13 protein-coding genes are annotated in these 14,676 nt (G+C 70.5%); 12 read left to right on the top strand and 1 reads right to left on the bottom strand.

Annotated elements, in window-relative coordinates:
* Positions 1-53: 53 nt before the first annotated feature.
* From FNH04_RS01010 to FNH04_RS00980, 7 genes are all read left to right on the top strand, one after another.
* The gene (locus FNH04_RS01010; protein WP_152779322.1) at positions 54-1,070 is read left to right on the top strand and encodes a methyltransferase domain-containing protein; all 1,017 of its coding nucleotides are present in this window, start codon (positions 54-56) and stop codon (positions 1,068-1,070) included.
* 2 nt (positions 1,071-1,072) lie between these two features.
* Positions 1,073-2,065: an agmatinase gene (gene speB / locus FNH04_RS01005; protein WP_322722273.1), complete on the top strand. Its 993-nt coding sequence runs from the start codon at positions 1,073-1,075 to the stop codon at positions 2,063-2,065.
* Positions 2,062-3,234, top strand: a complete 1,173-nt coding sequence (locus FNH04_RS01000; RefSeq protein ID WP_152779320.1) for an aminotransferase class I/II-fold pyridoxal phosphate-dependent enzyme — start codon at positions 2,062-2,064, stop codon at positions 3,232-3,234. Before speB ends, FNH04_RS01000 begins: the two co-directional genes overlap by 4 nt.
* 76 nt (positions 3,235-3,310) lie before the next feature.
* Positions 3,311-4,447 (top strand): GNAT family N-acetyltransferase, encoded by a 1,137-nt coding sequence (locus tag FNH04_RS00995; RefSeq protein WP_228030949.1) that lies wholly within the window; start codon positions 3,311-3,313, stop codon positions 4,445-4,447.
* Between the two features lie 82 nt (positions 4,448-4,529).
* On the top strand, positions 4,530-4,910 hold the full coding sequence (locus FNH04_RS00990) for a RidA family protein (protein ID WP_152779316.1): 381 nt from the start codon (positions 4,530-4,532) through the stop codon (positions 4,908-4,910).
* A 34-nt stretch (positions 4,911-4,944) separates the two neighbouring features.
* Positions 4,945-6,216 (top strand): phosphonoacetaldehyde reductase, encoded by a 1,272-nt coding sequence (locus FNH04_RS00985; protein WP_152779314.1) that lies wholly within the window; start codon positions 4,945-4,947, stop codon positions 6,214-6,216.
* Positions 6,217-6,781: 565 nt separating this feature from the next.
* On the top strand, positions 6,782-8,074 hold the full coding sequence (locus FNH04_RS00980) for an MFS transporter (RefSeq protein ID WP_152779312.1): 1,293 nt from the start codon (positions 6,782-6,784) through the stop codon (positions 8,072-8,074).
* Between the two features lie 121 nt (positions 8,075-8,195).
* Here FNH04_RS00980 and FNH04_RS00975 read toward each other — a convergent pair whose 3' ends face one another.
* Positions 8,196-9,161 carry a LysR family transcriptional regulator gene (locus FNH04_RS00975; RefSeq protein ID WP_322722265.1) on the bottom strand — a complete coding sequence of 322 codons (966 nt, stop codon included), beginning with the start codon at positions 9,159-9,161 and terminating at the stop codon, positions 8,196-8,198.
* Positions 9,162-9,282: 121 nt separating this feature from the next.
* Here FNH04_RS00975 and FNH04_RS00970 point away from each other — a divergent pair, with 121 nt between their 5' ends.
* The 5 genes from FNH04_RS00970 (at position 9,283) to FNH04_RS00950 (ending at position 14,575) form a co-directional block, all read left to right on the top strand.
* Entirely contained in the window at positions 9,283-10,263 is a 981-nt protein-coding gene (locus FNH04_RS00970; protein WP_152779308.1) for a fumarylacetoacetate hydrolase family protein, read from the top strand.
* Positions 10,260-11,231, top strand: a complete 972-nt coding sequence (locus FNH04_RS00965; protein WP_152779307.1) for a cyclase family protein — start codon at positions 10,260-10,262, stop codon at positions 11,229-11,231. The genes FNH04_RS00970 and FNH04_RS00965 overlap by 4 nt, the downstream gene beginning before the upstream one ends.
* Positions 11,232-11,418: 187 nt before the next feature.
* Positions 11,419-12,582 (top strand): FAD-dependent oxidoreductase, encoded by a 1,164-nt coding sequence (locus FNH04_RS00960; protein ID WP_152779305.1) that lies wholly within the window; start codon positions 11,419-11,421, stop codon positions 12,580-12,582.
* Complete coding sequence (locus tag FNH04_RS00955) at positions 12,579-13,622, top strand: amidohydrolase family protein (protein WP_322722261.1); 1,044 nt, start codon at positions 12,579-12,581, stop codon at positions 13,620-13,622. The genes FNH04_RS00960 and FNH04_RS00955 overlap by 4 nt, the downstream gene beginning before the upstream one ends.
* Positions 13,623-13,636: 14 nt before the next feature.
* Positions 13,637-14,575 (top strand): VOC family protein, encoded by a 939-nt coding sequence (locus tag FNH04_RS00950; protein ID WP_152779303.1) that lies wholly within the window; start codon positions 13,637-13,639, stop codon positions 14,573-14,575.
* The last annotated feature ends 101 nt before the right edge of the window (positions 14,576-14,676 follow it).

Below are 14,676 nucleotides of genomic sequence, written 5' to 3'. Positions count from 1 at the left end.
TCGCCATACACCCGGCGCTGTTCCCCAGTCCACCGACATTGATTGGATCCCGCATGCCCATTCGCGAGTCCCACCTGGTCCAGGCCCTCGAACCCTTCAAGGGCTTCGTTCTGAGCACCATGATCTTCACGCTCCAGCAGTCCGGTCTCCAGGCCGCTCTCGCCGAAGGCACCACGGTCGACGCCCTGGTACGGGACAAGGGTCTCGACCGGGCCCGCCTCACGGCCATGGCCGACTACTGGGTCGCCGCGGGCCTGCTCGACCGCTCCGAGACCGGCGTTCTCACCCTCACCCCGCTCGCCCACCGCTACGAGGAGGCGCGCCCCTGGTACGAGATGATGGTGGGCGGCTACGGAGGTACTTTCCTGGCGCTCGGCGACCATCTGGCCCAAGGCACGGGACCGGCTCCACGACGTGGCGGTTACGTGGGCAGCGGGAGCTGCGGCATCAGCATGCACGACTCCATCCCCCTGCTGCGCAGACTGCTCGCGGAAGACGGCCGCTCCTACCGCCGATTGGTGGACCTCGGTTGCGGCAGCGGTGTCTACCTGACCGAACTGTGCGGCGACTACCCGGAGATGACCGCGGTGGGCATCGAGCCCAATGCGGACGGCGCTGCCGCCGCACGCGCGTGGGTGGCCGGGCAGCCGACCGCGGACCGTGTGACGATCGAGCAGGTCGACGCGGTGCAGTGGATCGAGAACACCGAGGAGAAGCCCGACCTCGCGGTTCTGGCCTTCGTGATCCACGAGGTGCTCGGCCAGGAGGGCGAGGAAGGCGTCCGGCGCATGCTCACCAAGCTCTTCGCCGAGTCACCCGACCTGACCCTGGCCATCATCGACATCGACCTGAAGTCGTCCGACCCCGAGGCGATGGCCCAGCCGCTCGCGCAGGCCTACTACAACGCGTACCTCTTGATGCACCCCTTCACCAGTCAGCGCCTGGAGACCAAGGACTGGTGGAACAAGCTGTTCGCCGAGTGCGGTCTGCGCGTCGACGCCTTCGACACCACCGATCCGTCCATGGACTCCACCGGCTTCGCGGTCGGCTGGCTCCTGAGGAAGGCCTGAGCGTGACCGAGCACTATCGTCCGCGGGACAGCATGACCAAACCCCGGATCGCTTCGGGACCCCGCACCTTCATGCGACTGCCGTGGGTGGACGACCCGCTGACGGCCGAGGGCCACATCGACGTGGCCGTCATCGGCGTCCCCACGGACTCGGCGGTGTCCTACCGCTCCGGGGCCCGCTTCGGGCCGGAGGCGATCCGGGCGGCCAGCATCCTGTTGCGTGATCACAACCCCGCGACCGGGGTGGACGTCACCCAGGCGCTCTCGATGGTGGACGCGGGCGACGCCCCCGTCGTCCCCGGCTATCACGAGCTGACGCTGGAGCGGCTCGAGGCGTTCCTGACGCCGCTCTACGAACAGGGCATCGTTCCACTTCTGTTGGGCGGTGACCACAGTCTCGTCATGGCGGAGATGCGGGCCATGGCCCGGACCCTCGGCCCCGTCAGCGTCGTCCACTTCGACGCGCACGGGGACGTCCTCGACGACTACTACGGCGTCAAGCACTTTCACGGCACGATGTTCCGCCGTGGTGTGGAGGAGGGCGTCGTGGACCCTCACCACAGTGTTCAGGTCGGCATGCGCGGATCCGTGCACCCCGACGACGTCGACTCCGGCCGGAAACTCGGTTACGACGTCATCGGATGGCCGGAACTGGCGGAGACCCCACCGCGGGAGTTCGGCAGAAGGGTGCGCGAACGGGTGGGCGACCGTCCGGTCATGGTGTCGTTCGACATCGACTTCATCGACCCCGCCTATGCGCCGGGCACCGGAACGCCCGAAGTGGGTGGGCCCACCTCGTACCAGACACTGCAGTACCTCAGGGCCCTGGGACCGCTCAACTACCGCAGCCTGGACATCGTCGAGGTCGCGCCGCCGTACGACCACGCCGACATCACCAGCCACGCGGCGTCGGTCGTCGCGTTCGAACTTCTGGGCCAAGTCGCGCTGCGCTCCCCGACGCTGTCGGCAGCCGAGACGAAGAGGAGTACGCCATGACTGCCACCTCCAGCAACTCCGTTGCGGCCGGCAACGCCACACGCAATCTGACCTCCATGGAGACCGACGCGCTCCTCGGCGGGCTCAACGTCTCGGACGGGCACCCCAGGATGGCGCTCACCGAGACGCAACGCGACATCGTGGAAAGCCTGCCCGCCCTCTTCGACGAGGCCGACAAGCGTCTCTTCGAGGAGATCGAGGCCGAGGCGCAGCGCGCCTTCCTGCACGGCATCGGCCAGCATCAGGCACCGATCGGAACGGGTCGGCTCGTGAGCTGCTACTCGTCGTCCGTGGCCATGGACATCACGGCCCGCGCGCTCGCGCACCGGACCGGCCATGTCGCCTTGGTGCACCCGACCTTCGACAACATCCCGGACCTCCTCAAGGGCCGTGGCCTCACCTTGGCGCCGGTGACAGAAGCCGAACTGGAGCAGGGCGAACCCGACTTACCCGAAGAAGTGGGTGCCGTGTTCGTCACCACCCCCAACAACCCCACGGGATGGGTGCTGTCCGAGGACGCCCTGCGCCGCCTTGCCGCGTACTGTGCCCGGACCGGCCGGGTCCTGGCCATGGACACCTGCTTTCGCGCGCAGGACGCCCGGGCCCAGTACGACACGTACCGCATCCTCCAGGACTCGGGCGTGGAGTGGGTTGTCATCGAGGACACGGGCAAGCTGTGGCCCACGCTCGAACTCAAGGCGGGGTTCCTCGCCTGGGGGGAGAACACCGATCTCCCCCTGCTCGAGTACTTCAGTGATGTGCTGTTGTCGGTGTCACCACTGATCCTCCTGATGATCACGAGATTCGCCCAGGACGCCTCGACCGGCGGTTATGCGGAGCTGCACGGCCTGATCCGGAGGAACCGTCTGGCGCTGGCCGAGATCCTCGGCGGCAGCCCGGTGGAGCTCACCGATCCCGATGCCCGCATCAGCGTGGCACGGATAACGCTCCCCCCGGACGGCCCGGACGCGGTCACGCTCTACGACGAGCTGGCGCGAAAGGGAACCCATGTCCTGCCGTGCGGCCCCTTCCACTGGGCACGGCAGGGTGACGGACTGCGCCAGGTCAGACTGGCCCTGGCCCGGCCCGAGGACGATGTCGTCCGAGCGGCCGAGATCGTCGTGAACGCGGTGCGCCGACGCCTCGAGGCGACGAACGGCGCCCACTGACTCCGGATGCGGGACGGCCCGCACCCGTCTCCCCATGAACGACCAACCGGTCCTATTCCATAGGCAGTTGACTGCGATGCACAGCTCTTCCCCCGGTCTGCGCATAGAGACCACGACCACCCTGGACAAGGTGTCACCACAGGACTGGGACACCCTCGCGGAACCCGAGGGGTTCTACATGTCCCACGGATGGCTGCGCTCCGTCGAGCTCGAGAGCGGCGCCTCGGTGTCGTACCTTCTCGCGTACGCGGGAGACCGTTTGGTCGGAGGGCTGCCCGTGTACGAGATCGAGCGCGAGAACAACGTGTTCTACTCACTCGCGCCCCGACTCGAACAAATGGGCACGTCAGGCGACTGGGGCGTGATGGGATCCCACCGGGGGTACAGCAGCGGCATCCTCCGGGCACCGGACTCGGAGGATGCCGTCGTCGACGAGCTGCTGGACGCCGGCAGGGAATTCCACCGTCCCCCCAGGAAGGGCTCGCTCTTCCTCTTCGCCACCAGCCGCACCGCGCGGACACTCCACCGGCGCGGAGCCGCCATCGACTTCGACTGTGGCGACGCCTCCTTGTTCACCGGGGGCCTGAGCTTCACGGATTACTGCGGCACGCTGCGCAGTCGCCATCGTGTCAGTCTCAAACGTGAATACGCTCGTTTTCTCCAAGCCGGCTACCAGCTGGGCCATCAGCGCCTCAGCGAGTGCCTGGAGGAAGCCGCCCCTCTCCTGGCCAACCTGCAGACGAAGTACGGCCACTCCACCACAGCCGAACAGGCTTTCCACATGTTCGCCGAGCAGGCCGCCTGTCTCGACGATCAATCCGTGGTGTTCACCGCCCGCAGTCAGGGACGGCTCGTCGCCGTCTCGGTGATGTACGAGTGGCATGGCAAGCTTTATGCCCGCGCTGCCGGATTCGACTACGAGGCACTCCGCGGCGCCTACGAGTACTTCGGGATCTGCTACTACTTCCCCATCGACTACATGAGCACGCGGGGACTGACCGAACTCCACCTGGGAATCGGGGCGTACAGCGCCAAGGTGAAACGCGGCGCGCGTCTGTCGCCCCTGTGGACGGTCGCGCTCGCGGACGACCCGGCCGATGTCCCGCACCCCGCCCCCGTCGACCTCACGTCGTGGTACACCGACCACGGAGCCGATGCCGTCCAGCCCGGGCTGTGGACATTCCCCTGGACACAACCGCTCCGCACGAACTGAGCACACGCCGGCGATCAGCCGCGCCCGTGCCGACAGGCGGACTTCCCTCTCGGCTCCCTGTGATCCCCGCTCAGGAGACAGCATGTCCTTCACCACCATCACCACCCCGGCCGCCCCCGACCCGGTCGGTGCCTACAGCCAAGGCCGCCGTATAGGCCCCTTCCTGCAGGTCTGTGGCCAGGTGGCCACGGACCCCGCGACCGGCGCGGTCCTTCGAGCCGACGTCGCCGAACAGACCCGACGCGCCCTGAAGCAGGTGGAGGCGGTCCTCGCCGCCGACGGGGCCGGATGGCAGGACGTCCTGATGGTCCGCGTCCATCTCGCCCACGACGACGACTTCGAGGCCATGGACGCCGCCTACCGCGATGTCCTCGTCGAGCCGTTCCCCGCGCGCACCACCGTTACCGTCGGCCTTGCCCCCGGAGCGCTCGTCGAAGTGGACGCGCTCGCGGTCCGTCCGTGACGGCCGACGGCCGGCGTCCGACGACAGGGCTGTCATGTCCACACCTCGACCGGGTGGGGGTGACCTGGTGACCGGCTCACTCGGCGAGCGTGCGTCAGGCAGTCGGCCGGTCGGGGAAGACCCCGCGGGCTTCGCCGACGCCTGGCCCGGCCTGGAGCGAATCCCCGGCCATCCGGCAGCCCATGTGGGGCGTGGAGCCGCAGAACGCCTGGGCGAGGCGCTGGCCCGGCTGAGCGTCAAGCGGGTCCTGGTGGTGCACGGCCGGACCTCCTATGAGCGCTCGGGCGCCCACCGGTTCGTCACGGCCCTGTCGGCGCGGCACGAGGTGGAGCACTTCGACGGTGTGCGGCCCAACCCGGGCATCGAGCAGATCAGGGCCGGGATCACCACCATGCGGCGCTTCGGACCCCAGGCGGTGATCGGCATCGGCGGCGGCAGCAGCCTCGACGTGGCCAAGGCGATCGCGGTGTTGGCAGTGCAGCGGCGGAGCCCCGAGGAGTGCCTGCGGCACCCCGAACTCATCACCGAAGTCCGCCGGTGCGCCCTCGTGCTGATGCCCACGACCGCGGGCTCCGGAAGCGAGATGACACGGTTCGCCACTGTCTACATCGAAGGGCACAAACATTCCCTCGACGTGGACCAAGCCAGAGCCGACCTGGTCCTCGTCGACCAGGACCTCACCGAATCACTGCCGCTCGGGGACTCCGTCTCGGCCGGTCTGGACGCGCTGAGCCAGAGCATCGAGTCGTACTGGTCCGTCGCGGCGACGCCGGTCTCGCAGGCGCTGGCACTGGAGGCGCTGGACAAGCTGCTGCCCGCGCTCGCCCGCGCGGCGGATACCGGTGCCTTCACGGATCCACGGGTACGCACCGAACTGGCTCACGGCGCCTCCCTGGCGGGCGCAGCGATCGACATCAGCCGCACCACGGCGGCACATGCCCTGTCGTACGACCTGACGGTGCGCCTCGGTCTCGCCCACGGCACGGCCGTGGCCTTGCATCTGCCCTGGCTACTGGAGCGCCACGCCGAGGTGAGCGATCCGGACTGCCGGCATCCGCAGGGCTCCGCGGCCGTGCGCGACGCGGTGGCCGACATCGAGAACATCGCGCACAGCCAAGCCGGGCGCGGCGTAAGGCAGTTGACTGAACAACTCCTGGCCTTGGCCGGCCGGCCGAGCAGGATCGAGCAACTCGCCCTGCCCGCGGACCGTTGGCTTGCCCCCATGACGGCGGCTCTCGCTTCCGGCCGAAGCGCCAACAACCCCTGCGTGCTGACCGTGGCCGACGTGCTGCCGCTCCTTGGCTGACCGGGGCCGCAGAAGACCGGCCGCCGACGCGCCGGGACCTCTTCGGCGGAGCAGGCTTCTCCCAGGGGCTCACTCCGGTGACAAGTGGTGGCCCCAGGCACCGAGAACTGCGTCGAGCAGACGGCGGTGGGTCCCGATCCAGTCGACGGGCAAGTCGATGGGGACCCGTACGGACGCCATCGGCGGACGGTGTTCCCCTCGTCATCCGAGAACAGAGCCAGATCCAGCTGCCCGACGTCCCGCACGTCGCCTCCCCATCCCGATGAGGCGATCTTGGTGCACGTCCGGTCAACAGGCCGGCGACTTCCACCAGGGCGGCCTTCCACCCTGGACTCTGCGTCGGCCCGGGTGCGCCGGGGCAAGCCCATCCACGGTGTGGATGGGACGGATACGGGATTCGGATCACGCGGAGGATGGTGCGGGGCCCCCGGACCGCTCATAGTCGTCCCTACCGCACGCCGCTGTCCGGACCAGCCGCCGGCGTGCGGCCGCCCTCAGCATGCCGTGCGCCGCAGGCGCCCGTGAAAGGCATGCCCGCTCCCGCACGCCGTCCCCTGGAGTCGCCATGCCCGGTTCCGTTCCGACGCCGTCCGCCACCGCGGTCGACGACCCCGCTCCGTCACCCGTCGCCGTCTCGGGCCCGGCGCATCTGCTGCGCCTGACCTTGCTGATGGCGGGCAGCTGTCTGCCGATCCTGGGGGCGGTGCTGATCGCCCCGGTGCTGCCGAAGATGCAGGACCACTTCGCCTCGACCCCGGGGGCCAAGGCGCTGGTGCCCCTCGCGCTGACCGTTCCCGCGCTGTCACTGGCCCTGCTGGCCCCGTTCGCCGGGGTGATCGTGGACCGGCTCGGCCGCAAGCGCCTGCTGATCGTGGCGACCGTCCTGTACGCCGTGTTCGGAACGGCACCGCTCTGGCTGGACTCTCTGGGCGCGATCATCGCCGGCCGTGCCCTGGTCGGCGTCACCGAGGCCGCGATCATGACCTGCTGCACGACGCTGATCGGCGACTACTACTCCGGGCACCAGCGGGTGAAGTACCTCGCCCTGCAGACCATGTGTGCCTCGGCGTCGGCGACCGTCTTCTTCGTGGTCGGCGGTGCCGCCGGCGCGGCGGGCTGGCGCGTGCCTTTCTGGATCTACGCCGTGAGCCTGGTAATCGCCCCGCTGATGGCCGGCGCTCTGCCCAGCCCGGCGGCCCGCGCGACCGCCGACGGGCCCCCGGCCGAGGCCACGGCTGAAGCCACGGCCGAGACCACGACCCGTCGTCCGTTCCCCTGGCGACCGCTGGCGGGGATCTGCGCCCTCACCTTCTTCGGAGCGATGGTCTTCTACACGGTCCCGGTGGAGATGGCGTACCTGCTCGACGACCTCGGCGTGGAGAACACCGGTGTGATCGGCCTGGCCACCGCGATCGCGAGTGCCGCGACGGTGGCCGGAGCGGTCGTGTTCGCCCGGCTGAAGCGCTCCCCGGACCCGATGCTGCCCGCCGTCTTCACGGTCTGCGCCGCCGGTTTCGGGGTGATGTTCCTCGCCGGCGACGCGCCGCTGCTGGTCGTCGGGGCGGTGGTCAACTGCCTGGGCACGGGCATGCTGCTGCCCGCCCTTCTGACCAGTGCCATGTCCCGTCTGGCGTTCGAGGACCGCGGCCGCGGCACGGGGCTGTGGATGGCGGCCTTCTTCGGCGGTGAGTTCGTCTGCCCGCTGGTGCTGCTCGCCCTGGAGCCGGCGGTCGGCAGTCTCGCGGGTGCGGTGGGCCTGCTGGGCCTGGCCGCAGCGGTCGTCGCGGCGGGGCTGTGGGGTGCCCTGCGCCGCGCGGGCGCCGCGGATCCCCGGCCGCTGCCGGAGCAGCCGGCCTGAGGCCGCGGAACCTGACGGGCCGGGCGTACCGCCAGGGCGGTGCCCCGGACCCGTCACGCGTGTCGAACACCCCTGGAATGCGATGGGGTGTCGCCGGTCGCCGGCTGCCGCCGGGGCCACATCAGAGCCGGCCCGGTGCCGTCCCCGCGCCCCGTACGACGGACACGGCCTCGTCCGCACCGTGGATCTTCAGTGTCGCGCCCACCTCCGTGGCCTTCTGCCGCAGCCAGATGTGGGCCGCGTCCTGGGTGTGCACCGGGTGCCACCACATCGCCTCCTGTACCGGTACCGCCTCGAAGGGACAGGGCAGGACGCGCACCGCGGCGGAGCGGACCGCCTTGCGGGCCAGACGCTCCTGGATCATCGCGACCCGGCGGGTGCCCTCGATCATGTGCGGCAGCAGCTGGAAGGTCTGGACGGACACCTCCACCTGGGGGCTGATGCCGAGCATGCTCAGCTGGCGGGCGGCCGGAGCGTCGTAGGGGCGCTGGTAGACGGCCCAGGGCAGGCGGGCCAGCTGGTCGAGCGTGAGTTCGTGGCCGATCTCGGGGTGGTCGTCCGCGACCAGGCACAGCCAGCGGTCCTGGTGGAGGTCGACGGCGGGGAAGCCGTCGATGACGCCGTGCGGCATCAGCAGTCCGTCGACGGTGCTCAGCAGGGCGGCGGTGTTCTCCACGACGGAGGGCGCCGGGTGCTGGAAGGTGAGCCGGATGCCGGGCGCCTCCTGGTGCAGGACCCGGGCGAGCGCGGCGCCGAACACGGCCGCGCCGTAGTCGGAGGCGAGCAGGGTGAACTCACGGGTCTCCGCCGCCGGGTCGAATTCCGCCTGGCTGGAGAAGACGCGCTCGAGCAGGTCGCACGCGGTGGCGCTGCGGTCCCGCAGGGCCACACCGAGCGGTGTCAGCTCGTAGCTGTTGCCGGTGCGGGCGAGCAGTTCGTCGTCGAAGTGGCGGCGCAGCCGGGACAGCGCCGCGCTCATCGCGGGCTGGCTCAGTCCGATGCGCTCGCCGGCCCGGGTGACGTTGCGCTCCTCCAGCAGCGCGCGGAGGGCGACCACCAGGTTGAGGTCGAGTCGGGACAGGTTCACCGGGCACCACCTAGGTGAGCGAGAGCCATCCATGGCATGGATTCGACGCATCCACAGGATTGATTTCCGTGATTTGCCGATGGGGGTCAGAGTAGACCGCAACCCAGCAGGAGGAAATCTGATGGCAACGCTCGCGCAACCGGCCGGCCCGTTCGCGCTCGGCACGTTCTCCGCTCCGGGCGGGGGGCCGTTCCCCGGTCTCCTGTCCGAGGGCCGGGTACTCGACCTGAGCAGAGCCCTGGACCGGACACCCTCCGGATTGCGTGCCGTACTGGAACGGTGGGAGGAGACCCTCCCCGTCCTGCGCGACCTGGCGGACGACGACTCCCTCGACTGGCGGCCGCTGGACGGCCTGCACGTGCACGCCCCGCTGGAGCCCCGCCAGATCTTCCAGTCCGGCGCCAACTACCGCCAGCACGTGATCGACCTCGAGGTCGCCCACCGCTCCGCCGACGACCCGCGCACCGTCGAGGAGGCGCGCGCCGAGATCGCCGCGATCATGGACCGGCGGGCCGCCGAGGACCTGCCGTACGTGTTCATCGGCCTGCCCAGCACCATCGCGGGCCCGTACGACGACGTCGTGCTCCCTTCCTGGGCGAGGAAGCCCGACTGGGAGCTGGAGCTGGCGGCCGTCATCGCCAAGCCCGCCTACCGGGTCTCCGTCGAAGAGGCCCTGGAGTACGTCGCCGGCTACACGATCGCCAACGACCTCACCGACCGCGCCACCGTCTTCCGCCGGGACATGCCCGCCATCGGCACCGACTGGCTGCGCTGCAAGAACGCCCCCGGCTTCACCCCGCTCGGGCCCTGGATCGTTCCCGCGGAGTCCGTCGCCGACCTGGGTGACCTGCGGGTCACGCTGAAGCTGAACGGCGAGACCATGCAGGACGAGTCCACCAAGGACATGCTCTTCGGCGTCGCGCGGCTGGTGTCGTACATCTCGCAGACGTCCCGGCTCCTGCCCGGCGACCTGGTGCTGACCGGCAGCCCGGCCGGCAACGGCATCCACTGGGGGCGGCTGCTGCGCGACGGCGACGTCATGGAGGGTTCCATCACAGGACTGGGCGTGCAGCGCACCCGCTGTGTGGAGGAAACGCGATGAGCCTCGATCGCAACGACCCGGAGGGCGCGATCGCGGAGGCGGCCAAGGCGTACTCCAACTGGGGACGCTGGGGTGGGGACGACGTACTCGGCACGCTGAACTTCCTCGACGAGGCCAAGCGGCGCGAGGGCGCGGCGCTCGTGCGCCGAGGCGTCAGTTTCTCCCTGTCGCAGCGGTTCGACATGAACGGCCCGCAGAAGGGCTGGCGCCGGCGGACCAACCCGGTGCACACCATGCTCGACACCGGCACCGACGCCGCCCTCGGCAACCAGGGCTTCCCGCACGGTATCGGCGGCGCGGACGACGTGATCGCGATGCCGCTGCAGTGCTCCACCCAGTGGGACGGCCTCGGGCACATCTTCGACCACGGCAAGGCCTGGAACGGACGTGACGCGGAGAAGGTCGTCACCTCCGACGGCGACCTGGTCACCGGCATCGAGCACATGGCCCCGTACGTGGCCGGTCGCGGCGTACTGCTGGACGTGGCCCGGGTCATCGGTGACGACGACGGTGAGCCGGAGCTGCCGGACGGTTTCGCGATCACCGCGGAGCACCTGACCGCGACCGCCGAGGCCCACGGTGTGAGCGTCGGCCGCGGCGACATCGTCCTCGTCCGCACCGGACAGCTCGCCCGCGCCCGGCGCGACGGCTGGGGCGACTACGCGGGCGGCCCCGCGCCCGGACTGTCGTTCACCACCGCCGGCTGGCTGTACGGCACCGAGATCGCCGCGATCGCCACCGACACCTGGGGTTTCGAGGTACGGCCGAACGAGTTCGAGAACGCCTTCCAGCCGCTGCACCAGGTGGTCATCCCCAACATGGGCCTGCTGATCGGCGAGATGTGGGACCTCGACGCCCTCGCCGCGGACTGCGCCGCCGACGGCGTGTACGAGTTCTGGCTCACCGCCGCTCCGCTCCCCATCACCGGCGCCGTCGGCTCCCCCGTGAACCCCGTCGCCGTCAAGTAGCCCGAGCAGCCCACAGCTCAAGCAGCCCGCTCGGCTCCCGGCCGCCGGACGCGTCCCTCCCCGGACATCGACGACGCATCCGCCAGGCCCGCCCCTCGCATCATCCCTGACCCGCGCTCCCAGCGGGCGGGAGCCGCACCCCCGCCGCCCGAAGCCGCGCGGCCCAACCCCGGGAGGTATCCCCGACATGGCTGACAGCCTCACCCTCACCCAGCCTCCGGCTGCGGGCACCCCCACCGTCCTGGTCATCGGCGGAGGCACCTCCGGAAACGCCCTGACGGTCCTGCTGCGCCGGGCCGGGATCGCCGTCGACCTCGTCGAGGCGAGCCCCGACTGGAAGGCCTCCGCGGGATCCGGCATCACCCTTCAGGGCAACGCGCTGCGCGTACTGCGCGAGGTCGGCGTCCTCGAAGGCATCGAGAAGGACGGATACGCCGCCGACGGCGTCGCCGTCCTCGCCCCCGACGGCACCGTGCTGCACGCCCACGAGGAACTCCGCACCGGCGGCGACGACCTGCCCCCTCACATCGGTATGCAGCGGCCCAGGCTCCAGCAGCTCCTCATCGACCAGGTGCGCGCCTCGGGCGCCGACGTCCGCCTCGGCACCACGGCCACCGCCCTCCAGCAGGACGGGGCGGGCGTGGACGTCACCTTCTCGGACGGCACGAGCCGCCGCTACGACCTGGTCGTCGGAGCCGACGGACTGCACTCCGCCACCCGCTCCATGATCGGCATCACCGACAGGCCCGAGCCCACCGGAATGGGCATCTGGCGCGCCCCGGCGCCCCGCCCGGCCGGTGTCCGCCGCACCGAGATGATGTACGGCGGCCGTTGTTTCATCGCCGGGTACTGCCCGACCAGCGAGGACACGGTCTACACGTACCTCGTCGAACCGGCCCGCGACCGGGCCTCGCTGGACCCGGACGCGTACGCCGACGAGATGCGGGCGCTCAGCGAGGGCTACGGCGGCGCGTGGGAGGAGCTCCGCGCCGCGTTCACCGACCCGAAGGCCGTCAACTACACCTGCTTCGACCGGCACCTGGTGGACGGTCCGTGGCACCGCGGCCGGGTCGTGCTCGTCGGGGACTCCGCCCACGCCTGCCCGCCCACCTTCGCCCAGGGTGCCGCGATGTCCCTGGAGGACGTCCAGGTCCTCGCCGAGCTGCTGACCGGCCGGGACGACTGGGACGACCGGCTCCTCACCGACTACCACGCCAGACGGCTGCCCCGGGTACGCATGGTCGTCGACGCCTCCGTCCAGCTCGCCCAGTGGCTGCTCGACGGGGTGCGCGACGCGGACGTGCCGGGGCTGATGCACCGCACCCTGAGCGCGCTGAAGGAACTCCCGTGACCGACCTGACCGACCTCACCGACCCTCCGCCGATACCGACGATCGACGTCCACGCCCACCTGCTGCTCCCGGAGGTCGAGGAGGCCGTCGCCGGTCAGCCCGGCCTCGCCGAGGCCCGCGACCTCGACACCCGCCGCAACGGGCCGGCGGCCCTCGCCGTGAACGGTCCCATGGTGGGCGCGCGCGTGCCGAGGCTGACGGACGTGACCGTGCGCCTGGCGGCCATGGACACGGCCGGCGTGGACGTACAGCTGGTGAGCCCGTCCCCGTCGCACTACCACTACTGGGCCGGGCCCCGGCTGGCCGAACGGGTGTGCCGGCTGGCCAACGAGGGGACCGCCGATCACTGCGCCAAGGCCCCCGACCGGCTGCACGGCCTCGGCCTGATCCCCCTGCAGCACCCCGGCCTCGCGGTCGCTCTGCTCGACCACGCGCTGGACCTGGGACTGCGGGGCGTGGAGATCTCCTCGCACGCGCCGGGGCCGGGCGGAACACGGGAGGTGGAGCTCTCCGACCCGCGGCTCGCGCCCTTCTGGGCGCGCGCGGAGGAGACCGGCGCCCTGGTCTTCCTGCACCCGTTCGGCTGCACGCTCGACGAGCGCCTGGACCAGTGGTACCTGTCCAACACGGTCGGCCAGCCCACCGAGAACGCCGTCGCCCTCTCGCATCTGATCTTCTCCGGCGTCCTGGACCGCCATCCGGGCCTGAAGCTGATCGCCGCGCACGGCGGCGGCTACCTCCCCACACACATCGGCCGCTCCGACCACGCCTGGGGCGCCCGTCCCGACGCCCGGGACTGCGCCCATGAGCCGAGCAGCTATCTGAAGCGGCTGTACTTCGACTCCCTCGTCCACGACCCGCACGTGCTGCGGGAGCTGGTCCGCGCCGCCGGACCGGGCCGGGTCCTGCTCGGCTCCGACTACCCCTTCGACATGGGCACCGAGGACCCGCTGGGCGCGCTGCGCGCCGCGGACCTCCCCGACGCCGACTTCCACGCCGTGCGCGGCGGCAACGCCACCGCCCTGCTCAATCCCGCCTGACCGAGGACTCCCCCATGGCCAACCGTCTGCTCACCCATCTGCGGCACGTCGACCTCGCTGTGCCCGACTACGACAAGCAGCTCGACTTCTACGCCGGCGTCTGGGGCCTGACCAAGGTCGCCGAGGACTCCGGTATCTCCTTCCTCGCCGCCGAGGGCAGCCCCGAACAGTACGTCGTACGGCTGCGCAAGGCCGACGAGAAGCGCCTCGACCTGGTCTCCTACGGGGCGGGCAGCCCGGCGGACGTCGACGCCCTGGCCGAGCGACTCCTCTCCCAGGGCGTGCGGTTGATCTCTCAGCCGGGCAAGATCGACACCCCGGGCGGCGGTTACGGCTTCCGCTTCTTCGACGTCGACGGCCGCACCGTCGAGGTCTCCGCCGACGTGGAGGCGCGGCAGCACCGCAGGGTCGAGGAGAAGGAGTCGATCCCGGTCCGCCTGTCGCACGTGGTGCTCAACTCCCCCGACCTGAACAGGACCCGTGAGTGGTACGAGCGCCACCTCGGCTTCCGTCTCTCCGACACGCTCAGCTCGCCGCACATGGGCGAGGTCATGCACTTCATGCGGATCAGCAACCAGCACCACTCGATGGCCATCGCGCAGTGCCCGCACACCTCCCTGCACCACATCTCCTTCGAGATGCGCGGCCTGGACGAGTACATGCGCGGCTCCGGCCGCGTGATGCGGGCCGGCTTCCGCAAGATCTGGGGCCCCGGCCGGCACATGGCGGGCGACAACACGTTCACGTACTTCCTCGACCCGCACGGCAACACGGTCGAGTACACCACCGAGCTGGAGGAGCTGGACGAGGACACCTGGCACCCCCACGTGTACGACTTCTCCAGGCCCGAGGTCACCGACCAGTGGGGCACCGCGAACCCGATGAACGAACTGGTCGCCAAGGAATCGTTCAACGACGTGGACCGCGGCGTGTTCGTCGCCCCGCCGGTCTGACCGCCCGACTGACTCCCACTGGCAAGGTCCCTGGTCACCGGGGGCGCGGCGATCTCCTTTCATGCCCTGAGCGCCCGCCCGTGCCCCCGGTCCTCCGTGCC

It is taken from the genome of Streptomyces phyllanthi, from assembly GCF_009377205.1.
GTDB lineage: Bacteria > Actinomycetota > Actinomycetes > Streptomycetales > Streptomycetaceae > Streptomyces > Streptomyces phyllanthi.
This window is presented reverse-complemented; position numbering and strand designations above follow the sequence as displayed.

Bases quoted from the DNA above. Each gene is read 5' to 3' on its own strand.
- FNH04_RS01010 (WP_152779322.1), top strand. From the start codon at position 54: ATGCCCATTCGCGAGTCCCACCTGGTCCAGGCCCTCGAACCCTTCAAG.
- FNH04_RS01000 (WP_152779320.1), top strand. From the start codon at position 2,062: ATGACTGCCACCTCCAGCAACTCCGTTGCGGCCGGCAACGCCACACGC.
- FNH04_RS00995 (WP_228030949.1), top strand. From the start codon at position 3,311: ATGCACAGCTCTTCCCCCGGTCTGCGCATAGAGACCACGACCACCCTG.
- FNH04_RS00990 (WP_152779316.1), top strand. From the start codon at position 4,530: ATGTCCTTCACCACCATCACCACCCCGGCCGCCCCCGACCCGGTCGGT.
- FNH04_RS00985 (WP_152779314.1), top strand. From the start codon at position 4,945: ATGTCCACACCTCGACCGGGTGGGGGTGACCTGGTGACCGGCTCACTC.
- FNH04_RS00980 (WP_152779312.1), top strand. From the start codon at position 6,782: ATGCCCGGTTCCGTTCCGACGCCGTCCGCCACCGCGGTCGACGACCCC.
- FNH04_RS00970 (WP_152779308.1), top strand. From the start codon at position 9,283: ATGGCAACGCTCGCGCAACCGGCCGGCCCGTTCGCGCTCGGCACGTTC.
- FNH04_RS00965 (WP_152779307.1), top strand. From the start codon at position 10,260: ATGAGCCTCGATCGCAACGACCCGGAGGGCGCGATCGCGGAGGCGGCC.
- FNH04_RS00960 (WP_152779305.1), top strand. From the start codon at position 11,419: ATGGCTGACAGCCTCACCCTCACCCAGCCTCCGGCTGCGGGCACCCCC.
- FNH04_RS00950 (WP_152779303.1), top strand. From the start codon at position 13,637: ATGGCCAACCGTCTGCTCACCCATCTGCGGCACGTCGACCTCGCTGTG.